General features: G+C 33.3%; 18 protein-coding genes. 12 read left to right on the top strand and 6 right to left on the bottom strand.

Annotated elements, in window-relative coordinates:
• On the top strand, positions 1-672 hold the full coding sequence (locus tag T367_RS0110675) for a methyltransferase (protein ID WP_035843245.1): 672 nt from the start codon (positions 1-3) through the stop codon (positions 670-672).
• On the opposite strand, the gene T367_RS22070 is transcribed toward T367_RS0110675, so the two are convergent.
• Both T367_RS22070 and T367_RS0110685 read right to left on the bottom strand, forming a co-directional pair.
• A complete protein-coding gene (locus tag T367_RS22070; RefSeq protein ID WP_051568490.1) occupies positions 669-2,099 on the bottom strand; it encodes a B12-binding domain-containing radical SAM protein in 1,431 nt (476 codons plus the stop codon). The genes T367_RS0110675 and T367_RS22070 overlap by 4 nt on opposite strands.
• Positions 2,096-2,977: a hypothetical protein gene (locus tag T367_RS0110685; RefSeq protein ID WP_027419840.1), complete on the bottom strand. Its 882-nt coding sequence runs from the start codon at positions 2,975-2,977 to the stop codon at positions 2,096-2,098. Before T367_RS0110685 ends, T367_RS22070 begins: the two co-directional genes overlap by 4 nt.
• 137 nt (positions 2,978-3,114) lie before the next feature.
• Between T367_RS0110685 and T367_RS0110690 the strand changes: the two genes are divergently transcribed.
• The 6 genes from T367_RS0110690 (at position 3,115) to T367_RS0110720 (ending at position 10,063) form a co-directional block, all read left to right on the top strand.
• The gene (locus T367_RS0110690; RefSeq protein ID WP_027419841.1) at positions 3,115-4,419 is read left to right on the top strand and encodes an exopolysaccharide biosynthesis polyprenyl glycosylphosphotransferase; all 1,305 of its coding nucleotides are present in this window, start codon (positions 3,115-3,117) and stop codon (positions 4,417-4,419) included.
• Positions 4,420-4,475: 56 nt separating this feature from the next.
• Positions 4,476-5,075 (top strand): RNA polymerase sigma factor, encoded by a 600-nt coding sequence (locus T367_RS0110695; protein ID WP_027419842.1) that lies wholly within the window; start codon positions 4,476-4,478, stop codon positions 5,073-5,075.
• 329 nt (positions 5,076-5,404) lie between these two features.
• A complete protein-coding gene (locus T367_RS0110705; RefSeq protein ID WP_027419843.1) occupies positions 5,405-5,716 on the top strand; it encodes a LapA family protein in 312 nt (103 codons plus the stop codon).
• Positions 5,717-5,766: 50 nt separating this feature from the next.
• Positions 5,767-6,204 carry a hypothetical protein gene (locus T367_RS0110710; protein ID WP_027419844.1) on the top strand — a complete coding sequence of 146 codons (438 nt, stop codon included), beginning with the start codon at positions 5,767-5,769 and terminating at the stop codon, positions 6,202-6,204.
• A 59-nt stretch (positions 6,205-6,263) separates the two neighbouring features.
• Positions 6,264-7,355, top strand: coding sequence for a magnesium/cobalt transporter CorA (corA, locus tag T367_RS0110715; protein ID WP_051568491.1), 1,092 nt, complete (start codon positions 6,264-6,266; stop codon positions 7,353-7,355).
• A 122-nt stretch (positions 7,356-7,477) separates the two neighbouring features.
• Positions 7,478-10,063, top strand: coding sequence for a sensor histidine kinase (locus T367_RS0110720; protein WP_027419846.1), 2,586 nt, complete (start codon positions 7,478-7,480; stop codon positions 10,061-10,063).
• A 17-nt stretch (positions 10,064-10,080) separates the two neighbouring features.
• On the opposite strand, the gene T367_RS0110725 is transcribed toward T367_RS0110720, so the two are convergent.
• Positions 10,081-10,761 (bottom strand): LytR/AlgR family response regulator transcription factor, encoded by a 681-nt coding sequence (locus T367_RS0110725; protein ID WP_027419847.1) that lies wholly within the window; start codon positions 10,759-10,761, stop codon positions 10,081-10,083.
• A 116-nt stretch (positions 10,762-10,877) separates the two neighbouring features.
• Here T367_RS0110725 and T367_RS0110730 point away from each other — a divergent pair, with 116 nt between their 5' ends.
• The 5 genes from T367_RS0110730 (at position 10,878) to T367_RS0110750 (ending at position 16,492) form a co-directional block, all read left to right on the top strand.
• On the top strand, positions 10,878-12,371 hold the full coding sequence (locus T367_RS0110730; RefSeq protein WP_027419848.1) for a vanadium-dependent haloperoxidase: 1,494 nt from the start codon (positions 10,878-10,880) through the stop codon (positions 12,369-12,371).
• 82 nt (positions 12,372-12,453) lie between these two features.
• Positions 12,454-12,861: a hypothetical protein gene (locus T367_RS0110735; protein ID WP_027419849.1), complete on the top strand. Its 408-nt coding sequence runs from the start codon at positions 12,454-12,456 to the stop codon at positions 12,859-12,861.
• A 134-nt stretch (positions 12,862-12,995) separates the two neighbouring features.
• A complete protein-coding gene (locus T367_RS0110740; RefSeq protein ID WP_027419850.1) occupies positions 12,996-15,005 on the top strand; it encodes a LamG-like jellyroll fold domain-containing protein in 2,010 nt (669 codons plus the stop codon).
• Between the two features lie 130 nt (positions 15,006-15,135).
• Positions 15,136-15,933, top strand: coding sequence for a hypothetical protein (locus tag T367_RS0110745; protein ID WP_027419851.1), 798 nt, complete (start codon positions 15,136-15,138; stop codon positions 15,931-15,933).
• 76 nt (positions 15,934-16,009) lie between these two features.
• Complete coding sequence (locus tag T367_RS0110750; RefSeq protein WP_027419852.1) at positions 16,010-16,492, top strand: FKBP-type peptidyl-prolyl cis-trans isomerase; 483 nt, start codon at positions 16,010-16,012, stop codon at positions 16,490-16,492.
• Between the two features lie 211 nt (positions 16,493-16,703).
• On the opposite strand, the gene T367_RS0110755 is transcribed toward T367_RS0110750, so the two are convergent.
• The 3 genes from T367_RS0110755 to T367_RS0110765 form a co-directional block, all read right to left on the bottom strand.
• Positions 16,704-17,342 carry a hypothetical protein gene (locus T367_RS0110755; protein ID WP_157454199.1) on the bottom strand — a complete coding sequence of 213 codons (639 nt, stop codon included), beginning with the start codon at positions 17,340-17,342 and terminating at the stop codon, positions 16,704-16,706.
• 305 nt (positions 17,343-17,647) lie between these two features.
• Entirely contained in the window at positions 17,648-17,938 is a 291-nt protein-coding gene (gatC, locus tag T367_RS0110760) for an Asp-tRNA(Asn)/Glu-tRNA(Gln) amidotransferase subunit GatC (protein ID WP_027419854.1), read from the bottom strand.
• On the bottom strand, positions 17,935-18,558 hold the full coding sequence (locus T367_RS0110765; protein WP_169736055.1) for a lysophospholipid acyltransferase family protein: 624 nt from the start codon (positions 18,556-18,558) through the stop codon (positions 17,935-17,937). The genes gatC and T367_RS0110765 overlap by 4 nt, the downstream gene beginning before the upstream one ends.
• Between the last annotated feature and the right edge of the window lie 131 nt (positions 18,559-18,689).

The following is an 18,689-nucleotide window of genomic DNA, read 5'->3' on the forward strand; positions in this document are numbered from 1 at the left end:
ATGGGGGTACAACGGCGTCTAATCAGATTAATCAGTCCGGGTTTAAAAATATATGTCAAATATTATTTTAAGAAAACTCGTTTCTGGAAATATAAGGATTTAAAGTACTCGATATTACCTACCGTATTCTTCCCGCATTTTACACACAGCACAAAAATATTATTGGGATTCTTAGAGACGCTTCCTCTAAATGGGAAGACTTTATTAGAATTGGGATGTGGAATAGGGGCAGTTAGTGTTCTGGCTGCTAAAAAAGGAGCAAAAGTTGTTGCTACTGATATAAATCCAGTTGCAGCTAAAAATGCTCAGATGAATGGGGTGAATAATGGGGTTAAAATTGATGCAATAAATTCAGATTTATTTGATAATATTCCACCCCATCAATTTGATTATATAATGATCAATCCTCCGTATTACCCGAAGAAACCTGTAAATGATGCGGAATATGCATGGTTTTGTGGTGAGGATTTTGACTATTTTAAGCGCTGTTTTAAGCAATTAGCGAATTATTTTAACGCAAACAGTGAAGTATATATGATTCTTTCAGAAGACTGTGAGTTAGATAAGCTTATAGAAATCGCAAGCGAGAATAGGTTGAGTTTAACTCCTGTGTATCAAGAAAAAATCTGGGGAGAATTTACGGTGATTTATTCAATTCAAAAAATAGATTAGTCTTTCGAGTTTCCTTTCATTGAACTTAATTGTAAATATTCAAGATTCGAGAAAAATTTAAAATAAAACCATCTAGCAAAACGATTGAATTTACCTTTCCTAAAATCCGCTTCAATTTGCTTTTGTCGAAACCTTTTATGTATAAATCGATGTAATTTTTTATAAAATGCAGGTGCATAAGTTCCTTCATACATCATTAATAACTCATCGGAGTCTTCCCAATTCGATTTGTCACTCATTTCTGACTTCACAATATCATAGAACTTTGTTCCAGGTAATGGATAGGATACTGAAACACCTATATCATGAGGCATCATTTCAAATAGTAAATTTAAAGTAGCTTTTATGTCTGTCCAATTTTCTGATAGATATCCGAATTGAAGAAAATAGCAAGGCTTTAATCCATGTTTTTTCATGATAAGCGTAGACTCTTTAATTTGCTCAACCGAAGTGCCCTTATCCATAGCATCTAATATTTTTTGAGCGCCGCTTTCAGCACCAATCCATACCTCGTCACACCCAGATTCAGCCAAACTTATAATTGTATCATCCTTCAACAATAAATCAGCTCTAGATTGAATCTTGTATTTTATTTTTATGTTTTCCGCTTTTAATACTTCATTAAATTCTTGTACCCAAGCTGGTTTTAGACCAAAAATATCATCACTAAACCATATATGATCAAATGAAAAGAGTGTTTGCAAATATTTAATTTCTTTAACGACATGCTGCGGTGATCTTGAATTGTATCGATTCCCGTAAATTGGTTTTGCACACCAATTACACTTATATGGACAACCTCTCGTTGTGGCAAGGTTGATTGAAAAATAACCATGATTTTTCCAAGCATTTTTATACGGATGAATATCCAATAAATCCCATGCGGGCAATGGTAAAGTATCTAATTCGGTTAGGATAGCACGTTTTGGGTTGACAATTGTTTCGTTTCCCTTTTTAAAGGCTATGCCATGAATGTCGTCGAAAGTCGTTTTGTGCTTAATCGAATTTACCAAAGCTAATAAACTGATTTCACCCTCACCCATCACAATAAAATCCGCAGAGTGTTGCAAATAGTCTTCATAATGATCGGTCGAATCACTGCTGGCAATAATTACTTTAATTCCTTTATCATGCGCAGATTTAGCCATCTCAAATGCCGCATTGCGCATCTTTGTGAGACACATTTTTGTTAAGTAATTAAACCCGTCATCATAAATTACCAAACAATCTGGTTGTTGTTTTTCCAATACTGGAATTATTTCATTCGAGTTTTTACTAAATGAAACATCGAAAAAACTAACGTCATACCCCTTTTCTCTTAAAAAACTTGTAGCATTTAATGTGCCCACAGGAGGGTATGGTTTACTTAATGCGAGCTGTTTAGGATCGAAATTTAAGAAATAGCTATGTGTAAATAAAACTTTCAAATTTCAGAATTTATTTGCTCCATTCGTTTTGTAAATTCTTTGAGGACAGATTGTTGAAAATCTCGAGGATGATGTTTTGATATTCCTCGATTCGTTCGCATAGTCAATTCGAATTTTTTAGCATCAAAATGTTTAAATTTTTTGGTCCATTTTTTATAAGTGAAACGCATTAAATAAAGGTCTAATTTATCACCTGTTTTACCTTTAAGCAACCATTCAAAAATATGACTTAATTTTCTTTTATACTGCAATTCTTTAACTTTTACCGGATGTCGAAAGTTAGCTATATATGTTTTTGTCCAATAATTTTCCTGTTTAAATTGTTGTATAAGTTCAGGATTATAAACGGGTAATAAATGAGTGATTTCTATCGCTGTAAATATGTTTTCATCTAATATTTTTAGATTCTTTTCATCAACAAAATAATTAACGCAAAAATATTTTTTAGAGTTAAGGAGGAAAATCTTTTTGAAAACGACTAGCATCGTTCTGCAAATCCAAAGTCTTCCCGGTTTTGTAATAATGAAATAATCAATATCCCCATTCTCGTGCATCACGTTTTTTGACAATGATCCCGAAATTCCAAAAGCACTCACAAAAGGAAAAGATTGAATTAATTTCGCGTAAAAAGGGAGCTTGTCAAAATAGTGTTTTGCCTCTTTTTCTTTTGCTATTCGCTGCGCGATGATTGGGGATATGTTTTCTTGAATGGAAAAATATTCAGCCTGTTTAAAACAGAGTTTATTTTCTAATAAGAACGCAAGCGCATTTTCAAATTCATCTGCCTTAGATAGATTATAATTCTTCAGTTCATCTTTTTTTAATGGATGATTAAAAATATCGAAATAGGCGAGATGTGCGTATATCTGGTCTTGCAATTTGTGAAAGATTGAAATATTTGAGCTCTAATTGTACAACAAGGTAGTTATTTCTAATTTATTGCAATAGAATCTATTCTATAAATTATTGCTAATTTGTTCTTTAAATGAATAAAAGGTATTTTTGAATTGATAGCATGCGCCGTAAAGCACCAAAATATTTTCATTATTTCTTAACCTGCTTATTGGTAGATTTTCTGCTAATCGGACTAGTTTTTACGCTGTTTTTTGAGTCTGGCGAATTGCTATTAATCTTGTCAATTTGGTTGGCTGCGAATATTGTGAATTATCCACGAGTTGAATCCCGTAGATATATTAGTTATTACAAGGTGTTTGGGTCGACAGCCCGCCAATTGATTGCTTTTCTTGTCATGTATATCCTATTGTTTCTTATTTTTTCATTAGATGACGTGATGGAAATTAAGGAGATCCTCGCTTTAGTTTTGGTCATATTTTTAGGCCGTTCAATCTATATATACTTAATAAGAGTATACAGAATTCGTGGTCGGGGATACAACCGTTTTATAATGATAGGTAATACGCCTACTATGATAGAGTTAAAGGATCAGTTTTTATCAAAAAAGGAATTTGGCTATGTCTTTGAAGGCATTTACGATACTTTTAATTTGAAAGAGATATTGGAATTGATTATCGAACGAAAACTAAATGAGGTTTACTGTTCTTCTGTAAAAGTTCAACCTAAAGATATTTCACACCTTATGTCTTTTTCAGTTGAGTATGGTGTTAATGTGCATGTTATTACTGATAGTGTGGCTGGCAAATCTTCCAACAATAATATTTTTTTCGAATTTTCAGATGTGCCATTGGAACGGTTTCCGCTACTTGATACCCGGAATTTAATTCTCAAAAGAATACTTGATTTCTTCTTTGCTTTATTCATTACGTTAACAGTCCTTCCGATAGCAATTATTGTTTTAGGTGTATTGATCAGGATCGACTCTAAAGGATCGATATTCTATAAACAAGCACGAGCAGGAAGGTCTGGAAAATATTTTCATTGTTATAAATTTAGATCAATGAAATTGAATTTTCAAGATAAGCAGGCGACTAGAAATGATGAAAGAGTGACGAAAGTAGGACGTTTTATTCGCAAGACAAGTTTGGACGAATTACCGCAATTTTTCAATGTTTTAATTGGAGACATGTCAATTGTTGGACCGCGTCCACATATCAAAGCGTTGAACGATAAGTTTAGTGGGAGTATCACTGATTATGACCATCGTTTATTGGTAAAGCCTGGCATTACTGGGTTGTCTCAAATTACCGGATATAGGGGGGAAACAAATACGGTTAAGTCAATGGAGGATAGAATAAGAATTGATATGCAGTATATTAAAAATTGGTCGTTATATCTAGACTTGATGATCATCTATAAAACAACAATTGATTTTTTCAGCTTAAAGGATAAAAATGTGTATTAATCTAATTTTGGACCTTTACTTTTTAACTTAATTCTAAATCGATTAATTTTGCTATAATGGCTACCTTAATAAGTGATGAACTCATATCCAGATTACGCAATGATGATATCAACGCATTAGGAGAGTTGTATAATTTATTGAGTAAAAAAATATACAATCGATGTCTTTTTATTTTAAAAGATCAAAATCTTGCTGAAGATGCTACACAAGAACTTTTTTTAAAAGCATTTCGGCATATTGGTTCACTAAAAGATGATAAGAAAATTGAAGGTTGGCTGAATAGAATGGCATACAATTATTGTATGGATTATTTTCGAAAAGAAAAGAAGACAAAAGATCAACTCGATGTTTTGGTGAATGAGGAGGAGCCATTGTCTATTATAGATAATATTGAATTTCTAGAAAATTCAAAGGTCAAAAAAGACAAATTAGTAGCCGAAATAGAAGCATTGAATGAAACGGATCGGATGATTTTGGTAATGTATTATTGGGAAGGTATGTTGGTGAGTGAAATAGCTGAGATGATGGATCTTGGTATCAGTGCAGTTAAAATGAAGTTATCCAGAACTAGATCCAAATTAAAAGAAAATCTAGAAAAGGAAGGAATTTCTTCGGCAGTTGAATTGACTGTATTGGTTATTCTTAATCTCATATAAGAGATTGTGACCGTTTCTTAAATATTGCGTCACAGTTTAAAGGTCTGTATTTTGAAAGAAGTTTTCGATGATATATTGAATAAACACGAAGTTCCTGTCACGGTTAAAAATCGGTTGATGGAATCGGCTAAAATTTATCTGCTCGCGAAAGATTTGGGGGCGAAAAAGGTTGCTACGAAACGATTGAAGAATTAATACAATAGAAGTATTTTAAATGAAGGCGATAAAATTAAATTTCGTGCCTATATTGGTAATTGAAAATGAGAAACAGTCACTGGCTTATAGCGATTTTTATGACAGTCAATACACAATATTAAAAGATAAATAAAATGAAAGATTATTGGAACAGTATGAGTGCCGGTGGGAAGATTAAAGTTATAATCTATTTAATCATCCTTATTGCGACAGTAATATTTGCGATTATAAATTGGCAAAAGACATCATTAAACCTTGTTTTTGTTGAGGTGATGATCCCGAAAACTATCCTTGTTTTAATTGCAATGGTGGCAGGGTTTGGATTGGCAAAGATGAGCGATATGAAGAAAATTAGAACGATTCAAAAGGACTATAGTATTTTACAAAAATCGGTTGTTGCAGATAAGGGCAAATTAGTGAAAGAAGTACCTGAAACCAACGACTGAACATTGTTTAACGTTATTAAAGTAAGCAAAGGTTTAGTTTGAAGAATAAAATGACCATAGGATCCAATGATGTAATAGACTTACTAGAATTAAGTCTTAATAATGTTGTGGCCAAAATATTCAATCAATCCTATCTGTCAACACTTAATTGCCACGCTATTCAAGAGGTGGACACCGATTCAGGTAAACATTTAGAAATTGAATTATTGCATATGGCTTCTGGATTGCCTACTGCTCGAAAATTTCTTTTTTCTAATTTCAGTAAGTCTACTAAGCTCGAAAAGGATGGAAGTGAAGAAAGTAAATATATTATTGAAACAACGGTCGTAATTTTTGATCAATTGCTTTTAATTGACCTGCTTTTAATTGAGTCGACTTTTAGTGATCATTTACTTGCGCTTGGCAATGAATTTATGAAAGATAAATTTAATGTAGACCTCAATTTGTCTAATCTGTCTTACAACTTAAAAAGTCAAATTAGAATTTAAACTGATTTTATTTCTAGTTTTATTCGTAATTCTGATAAATCTCGGTTAATATTATCGCTATGCGCAAAAAATTAAAGATTCCCGCAATTAAAAGAACTAGATTTCTAAAAAGACAAGATGCCACTGCAGGGATGAGACCTGGTCAGTTAATTTTTGTTGGTGATCAAAAACAAGAGGCTATTGAAATGGAGGTTATCGCCTACGATAAAGAATCGTACATTGTAGAAAAGATAAATTCCATAACTGAAATTGATTGGATTCGTGAAAAATATAAAAACGTCTGGCTGAATATTAATGGATTGCATGATATTAATATCATTGAAGAAATAGGTCGTTTTTTTAAAATACACCCCCTTGTGCTTGAAGATGTTTTGAATACCGGTCATCAACCTAAAATTGATGAAGGGGAAACAGAGTTATTCTTCATTTTAAAGATGCTTAAATTGGAAGATAATTTATTGGATGCTGAACAATTCTCAATGGTTTTAACGGAAAATATTTTAATTACATTTCAAGAAAAAAATGGAGATGTCTTTAAACCTGTTCGAGAAAGAATTTATGCTGATCAAGGTCGAATTAGAAAGTCAGGATTAGATTATTTGGCTTTTAGTTTAATTGATCGATTAACTGAAAATTATATTTCAATAATGGAATATTTTGGTTCGAAAGTGGAAGATTTAGAAGATAAAATATTGTTGCAGCCAACTAAAGATTTATTGACTGAGATTAATCGAAACAAAGTTGAATTGAATTTTTTCCGTAAAATAATTCGACCTACTAGGGAATCAGTATACTTATTTGTAAAGAGTGACAATAAATTCGTTCAACCTTCAACTAAGCGATATATGAATGATTTAATGGATTCGACCAATAGAGCTTTTGATTTGGTAGAAACTTATAAAGATATGTTGAGTGAGCAGTTAACGGTATATAGTACCAACGTAAATAATCGCTTGAATGATGTGATGAAAGTACTGACTATTTTCTCAGCTGTTTTTATTCCTTTGACATTTATTGCAGGTATTTATGGAACGAATTTTAAGTATGTTCCGGAATTAGATTATAAATATAGCTATTACATAATGTGGGGTGTTATGATAATAATTGCAGCAGGAATGATCTTTTATTTTAAGAAGAAAAAGTGGTTTTGATTTGAAAAGAATAAAGTAAAATTTAAAGTCGTGGATGTTCTTAGCTGCATTAAAACGTTTAAATAGTTATTTTTAACCTTGATAATTCGTTTAAAACTAACAAGAACGGTAGTCTCTGACACATGAAGAAGAATAATTTTATATCCTTAGCAGCAAGAAATGCATTGGTATATTTTATCCTTTTTTTATTCGGTTTAGGTGCTTCGGGATGGTTTTTAATCTCTTATAGCTCAAGAGAAATACTTGATTTAACAAAGAATAGATTAGACCATACAACTGATATGGTTCAGTTTAGATTTGATTCTTATTTTGAAAGTATTATTCAAGATGTAAATCAACTATCCAATAGTCCATTATTGTCCCGATATATGGGCGATCCAACATCCGAAAATTTAAGTCTTTTAACGGCCGAATATATTTCTGTGCTGAAAAACAAACGGGATTATTTTCAAATTCGATTGCTGAGTATTCAAGAATATGGGAACGAATTAATTCGAGTTGAAAGAAATGCCGATCGGATATTCGAAACACCTTCAAATAAACTTCAAAACAAAGGGGATAGGGATTACTTTATGGAGTTAATCCAATTGCCGGCAGATGCAATTTATTTATCTAAGATTGACTTGAATAAAGAGTTTGGTAAATTATCATTTCCATATATTCCAACCGTTAGGATTGGGAAAAAATTGAAAGGGAATCAATTAAAAGATTTTATCATTCTGATTAATGTTGATTTGAATAAATTATTCGCGGAGATGCGGAATTCTTTGCCCAGCACTTATCAGTTAATGATGGTGAATCAAGATGGGCATTATCTGATTCATCCAGATAGTTCGGCCGCATTTACTTTCGAATTTGATAAAGAACCACTCTTTTTTGATGAATTTAAGATTAATGAGGATCATTTCGAGACCAGTAATTCTATTGAGATGAATAAAGCGTCTGTCTATGAAATTGTAGAGCTCAATTATGACCGAATGAATTATCAATTATTCGCTGTAATAAAGGCTGATAAATCTATCGAATTTGCCTCGTTTTATGCCTGGCGAAATAGTGTAATTTGGGTCAGTATAACTGTTGCTGTTTTGTTCTTGGTCATTGCATTTTTATATATGCGAAAACAGGTGGCAGAATTGAAGGAAATCACAACACAATTAACTTTATTTTCAGGTAAAAAGAGGCCGGGTAAATTAGCGATTGAAAGGCGGGATGAGATTGGCGCTTTAGCTAGAGGATTTGAGCAAATGAGTAATGAAATATTTGAAAGTCATCAACTAATTGACCAATCTCGAAGAAAAGCGGAAAAAGCAGATCAGGAAAAAACGGAGTTCTTAGAGAATATGAGTCATGAAATTCGGAATCCATTACAAGCAATCATTGGCTCTATTCAAATTTTAGAACAAAATCAAGTTGGTGAGCATCAAAAACCATTTTTAAATGCACTTAAGTTTAGTTCTGCTCAACTCAATTCGTTAGTTTCTGATGTCTTAGATTTTAACAAAATTAAAAGTAATGAGATTGTTCTACAGCCTAAATGGACGGACCTATTTGTGTTTTGTAATGAATTGATTAATTCTTCTAAATACCAAGCAAAGTTGAAGAAAATCGACCTTAAACTTGAGTTCTCTGAAGATTTATTGCAAAAAAAGCATCTTTTTGATCCCGCTAGACTCTATCAAATCTTAAATAATTTAATTACTAATGCGATAAAATTTACTGAACAATCCGGAACGGTAAGTTTTGAATTAAAATCAGGGCAAAATAATAGTGTCATTTTCCTAATTAGAGATACTGGGCAAGGTATTACCGCTGATGAAATTAACAAGATACAGGATAGAAATTATACATCGAATTATACAACTGGTGCCGGCTTAGGTTTGGCAATCGTGAAAGATTTATTGAAACTGCACCATGCCGAATTGAAAATTTCATCGGAAGCGAATATCGGAAGCGAATTTAGTTTTTCTCTTCAATTGAAGTCGCAAAGCGATGATAAACAAGAGTCAAATCTTTCACGTGGAGCAATAATTAGTGACAATTTATCCTTGTTGATTATTGAAGACGATCCCGTAATAAGGGATTGGTATGCGCATATATTTACCAATTCGACGGTTACTTTTTTGAATAATCCGGACGAAATTAATTCGAATTTAAATCTTAAATACGATTATATTATCAGTGATTTAAACTTTGAGAATGGGATGTTAAATTTGCGAGAAAGCAAAGATGTTTTCTTAAATGTTTTAAACGAAAACGGACGCCTTATTATTATTAGTGGGAATGATTTTGTGAGTGATTTTGACTGGGTGAGTGTATTGAAGAAACCTGTGGAGAAAAGTCAAATCGTGGAACTTTTTAAACCTTTAAGCATTTACCAGAAACCAAACTTTAAACATATTGAAAGGGATTACGATTTTAATCAAGCGTTCACAAGGAATGCAATCGGCATAATGATTCAATCGTGGGAACAAGATAAGTTAACTTTAGAAGACGCTTTAAATAATTTGAATGCAGACAAATTTGGCAAAGTACAGCATAGAATCATAACATCTTTTAGAAGGTTAGATTTAACCGAATTCGAAGAGTTGCTGCGTCAATTAATGGTGAAAATTGAATCAAAGCAAATAGTGAAAACAGAAATTGATCAACTAAAAAACTTTTTCAAGTTCTATATCAGCGAACTAAAAAAGTATCAGGCAGGCTTGTAAAAATGAATGCGATCAGTTTATTGCCAGTCCTTAATCTTCTCTAATAAGATTTCTTTATACGTTAGTCCAATTGGTATATGTTCGCTGTTAACAAGCACTTCTTCTGTAGATATTCGCTCTAAAAAATTTAGATTAATAATGAAAGATTTATGAATCCTAATGAATTGTTTCGGAAGTTCTTCAACCAGTTTTTTAAGACTCATTAATGCCATTACTTTTTTATCCTCTAAAAAGAAAACAACATAATTCGACTCAGACTTTATATACCTAATCTCATCCGTTTTTATAATAACAGTTGAGTTTCCTTCTTTGACAACGAGCCTGTTCTGAAGATTTTTTTCTTTTTCAGGTAGTTTTGATTTAAATCGCATAAGTGCTTGTAAAAATCGGTCGTAATTTACCGGTTTTACAATAAAGTCTATGACTTGCTTAAAGGCATATGAACCAGCCCCAAAAGACTCTTCTGTGGTAATCATAATAACAGGAATGTCTGGCAGGAGGCTGAGTAAACTTTTTGCATTTAAATCGGGAAGGTTATAATCAAGGAATATTAAATCAAAGTCCTGTGTATTAACGGCCTGAACGGCTTGATTTCCATCGGAAACCGATATGCATGATTCAATCCAGTTTTGCTTTGAGCAAAAATGTTTAATTAAATCACAAATTAAAGGATCATCGTCAATTATTAGGCAGTTCATTCTTATCAATTATATCACTGTGTTCATCAAATTATACCCCTATTTGGTACATAAGGTTTCTAAAAAAGATATATTTCAAATACATTAGTTGTCTAAACTAACCAATATTAATGATAATGAAATTAAATTCTATCAGCACACTAATTCTATCCTCACTTATACTTTTTGGATGTCAGAATGACGCATCTAAACAGGATGATAAGGATGCAAAGAAAGATGATGTTTCTATCGAACAAAAAAGAGGTGAAAATAATGTTGCTTATATTTGGGGAGCGGCTGCTTTAGAGGGTACTGCGAGAGATACTGAAAGATTTAAACCGCGTCCAACAATCACTTCAAGATTTTTGGGGTTAATATTCACTGGTATTTTTGATGCTTGGTCGAGATATGATGCGACTGCAATACCTGTTTATGCTACCGGTATAGAACGACGTCCAATTGACGAACAAACAGAAAAAAATAAAGAAATTGCGATCAGTTATGCCGCTTTAAGAACATTGAATGAATATTATTATGCTGACAGCGCATATTTTAAAGGGATCATGGTCGAATTGGGGCTTGATCCTGAGAATAGATCATTGGATCCTAATACGCCTGAAGGAATTGGTAATTTAGCAGCAAAAATATTGATAGATAAAAGAAGAGATGATGGAGCAAATCAATATGCAACTGCGCCAGGTTCGGATGGTATTCAGTATTTTGATTATACCAACTATCAGCCAGTTAACGATGTGGATAATTTAGTAAATCTTGAAAGATGGCAACCCAAGTATTTTGATGATGGTAAAGGAGGAAGGTTTGCTCCAGGTTGTCTAACTCCATATTGGCAAAATGTCAGAACAATTGCACTTGATTCTTCTTCTCAATTCAGACCAGGTCCCCCACCAGCTATGGGTTCAGAACAATTAAAGACAGAGTTAGTTGAAGTCGTTTCAATTCAAGAAAATATGACTGATGCTGATAAAGCCTTGGTTGAATTTATGAGAGATGGACCTAAATCAGTTCAACAAGCTGGTCACTGGCTAAAATTTGCACAAACTGTATCAAGAAGAGATAATCATACACTTGATGAAGATGTTAAAATGTATTTTTTAGTTGAGGTGACCGCAATGGATGGTTTTATTGCTTGTTGGGATTCTAAAATGTATTATGATTATGCTAGACCTTATGCCTTGGTGCATAAATATTATAAAGGTAAAGATATAAAATGTTGGGCTGGTGCTGGTAAGGGATTTAAAACTATGGATGGTGGAGAATGGCAACCTTATTCACCTTCAACTTTCTTATGTCCGCCATTTCCTAGTTATGTTTCAGGTCACAGTACTATTAGTGGTGGATGTGCTGAAGCTTTAAAATTATTTACTGGATCTGAAGAATTCGGTGATTCTGCTGTAATGGTCGCTGGAGCACTTACTGAAGTTGATCCAGCACTTTATGGTGATACAATTACTTTAAGATTTCCAACCTTTACTGAAGCCGCTGAAATGGCTGGACAATCACGTGTGATGGGTGGTTACCATATTCAAGCAGATAACGTTGCTGGTTTGAAATTAGGTAGAGATGTCGCGCATAAAGCATTCGAATTTTATAATAAACATTTAGGAAAATAGATTTAATCATAACTAGTTAGATGCTGGGGGTAATGTGATAACCAGTATTACATTACCCCCTAAATTCTGAAAATTTTCAAAAATGAACAAACTTAAATTATTATCTATATCGATTGGGATTATTTACCTTTGGTTTGGCGCTTTAAAGTTCTTTCCTGAGTTTTGTCCTTCAACTGTTTTGGCTTGTAAAACAATCGATATTTTAACATTTGGTTTGATTGCGCCTGAATGGGCAAACTTCTTATTAGCGATTGCAGAATGTCTTATTGGCATCGGTTTAATCGTTCAAAAATTTCACAGAGTTGTAATCATAGCAGCCCTAATTCATATGGGGTTCACTTTTACACCTTTAATTTTATTGCCAGAATTGTCTTTTTCAAGAGCGCCATTTGGGTTCACAATGGAAGGGCAATATATAATGAAGAATATTGTTATTGTAATGGCGCTAATAATTCTCATGCCTTCAAAAAAGGTACAAACAGCGCAATAATTCATGCGTTAAAGTAGCGCCTCACAGTTTTTTCAAGTCGCTTAACTTTTCAATTCCCACCTATTAAAAGTCTGATTTAATTTTTGTTGAATACTTTCGAATAGTATCTTTGCGAAAAATTAAATGAAAATCAGATGAATAGAATTAAATTCTTAATGATTGCAGTTTTTTGTTCTGCTTTCAGTTTTGCTCAAAATGGTCTAAATTTTTTCAGTGAAGAGGTTGATGGAGATTATGTACAAACAAATTATAATGGAATTTCAGGCGATGCCAATAGAACGGTTGAAGCTTGGATAAAAACAGACGGTTTATTTCATCCTGGTGATGGAGGTTCTCAAGGTATTATAGTTGATTGGGGAACGGTAGGTACCGGTCAACGATTCACGTTTAATGTATTGTTCAATAATGCGCTACGTATAGAGATTCAAGGCGGAGGTCTTTCTGGTACTATTCCAGTGAATGACGGTGTGTGGCACCATGTAGCTGTTGTTTTTGATAACGAAATCGAAAACAATTATAAGCTCTATGTTGACGGTGTTTTGGATGTTGAAGGTCCAATAGATATTACAATTGATACAGGAGAATCAGTCGATTTAAGAATCGGTGCGAGAGTAGATGGGAATAAATATTTTACAGGAACGATAGATGAGGTGCGTGTTTGGGATAGAGCACTTTCAGTGGAGGAGTTGATTGAAAATATGAATCTTGAATTTTGTGAACCGCAAGAGAATTTGGTTGCCTATTATAAATTAAACGAAGGTATAGCTGGAGCTGACAATGATGGAGTTGATATGACTGCTGATGTTGCTGGTGGAGGTTTTGACGGAGAACTAATTGGTTTTGATCTGGATGGTGGAATCTCTAACTGGGTTGAAGGGGTTGATTTGGAAGTTGGATTTGTTACTGCCTCGGTTGATATTATTTCATGTGAACTGGTATATGAGGTTCCAAGTGGTGATGAAACGTATGATACGCCAGGAGAGTACATGGACACAATTCCAACCGTTATGGGTTGTGATAGTATCATTACAATTAATTTAACTTTTGCGCCGGCTGCAGTTGAAGAATCATTAAGTCCTATTGAATGTGATATGTATACTTCACCAGGTGGTGTTGTATATGAAGCGTCAGCATTATTTACTGAAGTATTGTATTCTGAAATAGGTTGTGATAGTGTGATTTATACGATTGACTTAACAATTCTTGAAAGTACTTTTGATACTTTAAATATCGTTTTTTGTGAACCGACCTATACGGTTCCAAGTGGAGATGAAACTTATACAGAATCTGGTATCTACCACGATACCATTCCTAATGTTGCTGGTTGTGATAGTTTATTGACCATATACTTAACTGTCGAAGAGACCGTATTTATGACTGAAGAGGTGATTGCATGTGATAGTTTTACTTCTGAAAGTGGAGTAGCATATATGGTAACTGGATTGTATGAAGAAGTTTTTCTTTCAGAAGCGGGTTGTGATAGCGTTATTTTGTCTTTAGATATTACAATTTTAGAATCAACAACTGCTGAAATAGATACCATTGTTTGTGCGGATGAATTTATATCTCCAAGTGGTGAAGTGATCACCATGGATGGTGTTTATACAGCTGTTATTGAAAATGAAGCGGGTTGTGATAGTACAATTACAATGAATGTTTCGTTTGTGGTATTCTTTTTAGAAGTCATAACAACTGAACCGACACTAATGGCCAACTACGAAAGTGTTGGATTGTCATACCAGTGGGTAGATTGTGATAATGATATGATGCCAATTGATGGGGCAACTGAGCAAAGCTTTGCACCAGAAGATAATGGTAGTTATGCTGTTGTTTTAACGGAAAATGGCTGTATGGATACAACAGATTGTTATGAAATTGCTTCTGTTGGTCTATCTGATGCACTTTTTAATGCTGAAATTTCTATGTACCCGAATCCAACGAATGGCGCAGTTGCTATTGATTTAGGGAAAGCTTATAACCAGTCGATCATTCGTGTGATGAGTGTTGATGGTAAAGTTTTAAATAGCTATAAATATTCGAATAAAGCATTGGTAAACTTTGAAATCAATCAGCCAGTTGGAACGTACTTTATTCAAATCACAGCTGACGATAAATCTACTGTATTGCGTATCGTAAAAAACTAGGCGTTAGCTGAGGTTATTATCGTTTTAACTAAAACTCCGGTCATTCATCGAATAGCTGGAGTTTTTTTGTGGTTTTGAGTTAATTTTGTGACCAAATAGGAGATTCTCCGTCAAATAAACAAAAACAACAATGAAAAAATTTACATATTTATTTATCGCTTTGATTATTATGCCTTTTGTTGCAAATAGCCAAGAGATTAATATTCCTAACAGTGTTTCAATTAATGAAGCTGCCATGCCTTTAGACAATATTGAAAGAAATGGTTTTGCGATGGGAGTTGATGGCAAAAGCAAAGACATATTAAAAGCTTTTGAGGATTATTTGACTGAGACATACAAATTAGAATTGAAAACAAAATCGAATCAGATAACTGGAACGGCATTGCAAAATGCTTCTATTAGTGATAAAGGGTTTAATTTATATAGTTATATCAATGAAACTGCTGGAGGAAATGAATTGCGTTTGTTCTTGAGTTTAGGCATTGATATTTACGTAAACTCTAAAGATTATCCGAATGAAAGTACGCGTGCAAAATTGATCTTGAAGGATTTTATTAAATCTTATTATTCTAATGTTGTCAACGCTTCAATTGCTGAAAAAAATGATGACTTAGCGGATGATATTAAGGATTTAGGTAAGATTAAAGCGAATATTGCAGGTTATGCAAAAGACAAAGCAAAAACGGAGCAAAGTATTAGCAAGGCTGACAAGAAAATTAAAAAATACGAAGAGAAAATTGCTGATTTACAAAAGGATATTGCCGAAGAGCAAAATGAGGTAAAAGAATTGGGTATAGAGGTGACAAAAATTGCCAAAGAAACATCAGAGCTTGAAACAAAACAAAAGGAATTGGATACTAAAGTTGCTGTTCAGAATAAAGAAATAGCGGAATTAACGGCTAAATTAAAGGCGATAGCAGGATACTAATATAAGAAAAAGGGCTAATTAATTGGGTGTCTGTTTTATGTTGCCTACTTTTGTACCTTAAAAAAAAATCGAGGATATGAATATTGCAAAAGAAAGTGTAGTTACAATGAACTATACGTTAAAAAACGATGCAGGCGAGGTAATGGATACATCTGAAGGTAGAGAGCCTTTAGTATACTTACATGGTGTAGGTGGATTGATTCCTGGTTTGGAAAAAGAATTAGAAGGAAAAGTTGTTGCTGACAAATTAAATGTTGTAATAGCGCCTGAAGATGCATATGGATCTAGAAAAGACGACTTATTGAAAGTTGTTTCTAAAGACGGATTCCAAGGTGAAGAAGAATTATCAGTTGGAATGAGAGTGCAATTGGATACTGAACAAGGTCCTGTTGTTGCAGAGATATCTGACATTAAAGAGAATGATGTGACTTTAGATTTAAATCACCCATTGGCTGACATGACTTTACATTTTGATGTAGAGATTGTTGATGTTAGAACGGCTACTGCTGACGAAATCGCTCATGGACACGTTCATGGTGAAGGTGGTCACCAGCACTAGACAACTGTTAAAAATATTTAATAGTGAATATCGTGTCAGTTTCTGGCACGATATTTTCATTTACAGACATAACTATTGAATTTCCTTTCTGTAAGGAATAGATTCATGGGTTTTGGGTTAGGGTCAATCTCGTACAATGGTACTTGATTGGCCTTATTTTTTTATTTCAATTTGAAAATGGATTTTCGTAATGACTAACAATGAATTTATTTTAATCATCACCAAAAGTCCAACCAGCTCCAAAACTAATGCTTAGGACATGTTTGGGAGAGCCAGGTAAATAATATTCTGGAATTCCTTTGTCGTATCTGTAAAAATAAAAGGTTTCTGCAATTGCCATTGATAATGTCAACGCTTTATTTGGTGGTTTATATGTAAAACTAGCACCTATTGATGTTCCAAAATCAAGGAGTTCGTATGATCCCAATCGAATTTCAAATTCATTGCTATGTGCGAACCAGTCAATTTGACCAAGCCGATGATTTAATTCAATGAATGTGATCAATCGAAAATTCTTTTTATTACAAGTTATAAAATCTAAGCCCAAAGAAGGATAAAGGATTAACCTTTCAGTTACTGCAAGTGTATAGTCGGCTCCTGTGAAATCTTTCATTCTATCACTTGTTACACTTAAATGAAACCCCAGATTTTTATTACTTTTAAAATACTGATATTTAACACCCATATTGGTGATAGGAATAGACAAACGAAATCGATTATCAAAATAGAAATTGTTTGGATATAAAAATTCTATAGTATGTTTTTTAAATGTTGTATTTGAAGTTGTTTGTGCTAAGCTGGTTAAACCTAAACTCATTAAAAGGAATATAAACACTATCTGTTTTGGCATACTGATGGCTTTTAATAAAGATAAGTTAATTTGCGTTAAGGACTATAGCGGATATCCTTTTTTGTTTGGGAGGAATCTCATAAAATGGGCGCTGAGGTATCGGTTTAACGAAGAGGTCACGAAGTGCGACGTGCCTGAAAACAAAAAAGATTAGAGCAGAAGACCTGACCCCTTAGGGTAACGCCCGAAAAATAGAGGTAATAGTTATTAGTAAAAAGGCAATAGTTTGAATGCTTATTTCAGGGCATGACAAAAAAATATTTATTCTTTGTCTTTAATCTTCTGGCTTTGCTCTTTTATCTAACCTACTGTTTTAACACTGTTGTAATCTTGAAATAATCCGAATCGTGATTGGCAGCGTTTTTTAAAGCGTCTTCTTGTGTGATTGTGTCAACTGTTATATCTTCTCTTAAAACATTGTTAGATGTTGTCATAAAGATTAATGGTTCAACCCCATCCGTATCAACAGCGCTTAATTGATCAACAAAGCTGATGATATTGTTCAAATCCGATTTAATATGCTCTTTCGCTTCGCCTTCGAATTCAAGTCGTGCTAAATGCGCAATATGGTCAACTGTTTCGTCAGTTATTTTCATGATATTAAATTTTCTTTTAAAGGTTGATTGATCGTCTCAAAAGTTTGCTGACGCAAATTTACTAAATCTTTTTTATCTAAACATATAGTTGGAATTGGATCATGGACAATTACTCTGCTTTTTCCAGGACATGCTATTCCTGTTAGCACTGGATCAGTGCCCAATAATTTCCAATTGTCTAAAATGGTAATGGGAAGAATTGGTACTTGTGCTTCTAATGCCATCTTAAAAGCACCATTTTTGAATTGGTCTAATTTGGGTGCATCAACTGGTATGCCGCCTTCGGGGAAGATCACTATTGACCAACCATTTTTTAATTCTTCTTTGGCACGAATAATTGAGCGCATCGCCGAATTTCGTTTTTCTCTGTTCACTGCTATGTCTACCTTTTTAAAGAAAATATTGATGATTGGCCATCTTAATAATTCGGATTTACCAATGAACAAGAATTTGGTTTTAGGAAGAATAGCATACATTAAAATAATATCTAAATAGGATGCGTGATTGGGGCAGATCACATAAGGACCATTCGACAAATCTGGCAACTTTTTTAAACGAACCAAAAAAATGAAATCAAATGCAAGAATTAATTTTGCGGTGAAAACTTTTAATCGGAACACTTTTTCAAAATTCTCTCGTTTTAAAAGTAAGATCCAAAATATCGGATATAAGATAGTTAGAACACTAAAAAATACCAATGCGAAATAGACGCGATATATTATAATTAAAGGTGAAAGCAGTGTTCTCATTA

This window comes from Crocinitomix catalasitica ATCC 23190 (assembly GCF_000621625.1).
Taxonomy (GTDB): domain Bacteria; phylum Bacteroidota; class Bacteroidia; order Flavobacteriales_D; family Crocinitomicaceae; genus Crocinitomix; species Crocinitomix catalasitica.

Excerpts from the sequence above, each read along its gene's own strand:
- T367_RS0110690 (WP_027419841.1), top strand. The coding sequence starts at position 3,115 with ATGCGCCGTAAAGCACCAAAATATTTTCATTATTTCTTAACCTGCTTA.
- T367_RS0110730 (WP_027419848.1), top strand. The coding sequence starts at position 10,878 with ATGAAATTAAATTCTATCAGCACACTAATTCTATCCTCACTTATACTT.
- T367_RS0110725 (WP_027419847.1), bottom strand. The coding sequence starts at position 10,761 with ATGAACTGCCTAATAATTGACGATGATCCTTTAATTTGTGATTTAATT.
- T367_RS0110710 (WP_027419844.1), top strand. The coding sequence starts at position 5,767 with ATGACCATAGGATCCAATGATGTAATAGACTTACTAGAATTAAGTCTT.
- T367_RS0110695 (WP_027419842.1), top strand. The coding sequence starts at position 4,476 with ATGGCTACCTTAATAAGTGATGAACTCATATCCAGATTACGCAATGAT.
- T367_RS0110750 (WP_027419852.1), top strand. The coding sequence starts at position 16,010 with ATGAATATTGCAAAAGAAAGTGTAGTTACAATGAACTATACGTTAAAA.
- T367_RS0110705 (WP_027419843.1), top strand. The coding sequence starts at position 5,405 with ATGAAAGATTATTGGAACAGTATGAGTGCCGGTGGGAAGATTAAAGTT.
- T367_RS0110740 (WP_027419850.1), top strand. The coding sequence starts at position 12,996 with ATGAATAGAATTAAATTCTTAATGATTGCAGTTTTTTGTTCTGCTTTC.
- T367_RS0110675 (WP_035843245.1), top strand. The coding sequence starts at position 1 with ATGGGGGTACAACGGCGTCTAATCAGATTAATCAGTCCGGGTTTAAAA.
- T367_RS0110755 (WP_157454199.1), bottom strand. The coding sequence starts at position 17,342 with ATGCCAAAACAGATAGTGTTTATATTCCTTTTAATGAGTTTAGGTTTA.
- T367_RS0110745 (WP_027419851.1), top strand. The coding sequence starts at position 15,136 with ATGAAAAAATTTACATATTTATTTATCGCTTTGATTATTATGCCTTTT.
- corA (WP_051568491.1), top strand. The coding sequence starts at position 6,264 with ATGCGCAAAAAATTAAAGATTCCCGCAATTAAAAGAACTAGATTTCTA.
- gatC (WP_027419854.1), bottom strand. The coding sequence starts at position 17,938 with ATGAAAATAACTGACGAAACAGTTGACCATATTGCGCATTTAGCACGA.
- T367_RS0110735 (WP_027419849.1), top strand. The coding sequence starts at position 12,454 with ATGAACAAACTTAAATTATTATCTATATCGATTGGGATTATTTACCTT.
- T367_RS0110720 (WP_027419846.1), top strand. The coding sequence starts at position 7,478 with ATGAAGAAGAATAATTTTATATCCTTAGCAGCAAGAAATGCATTGGTA.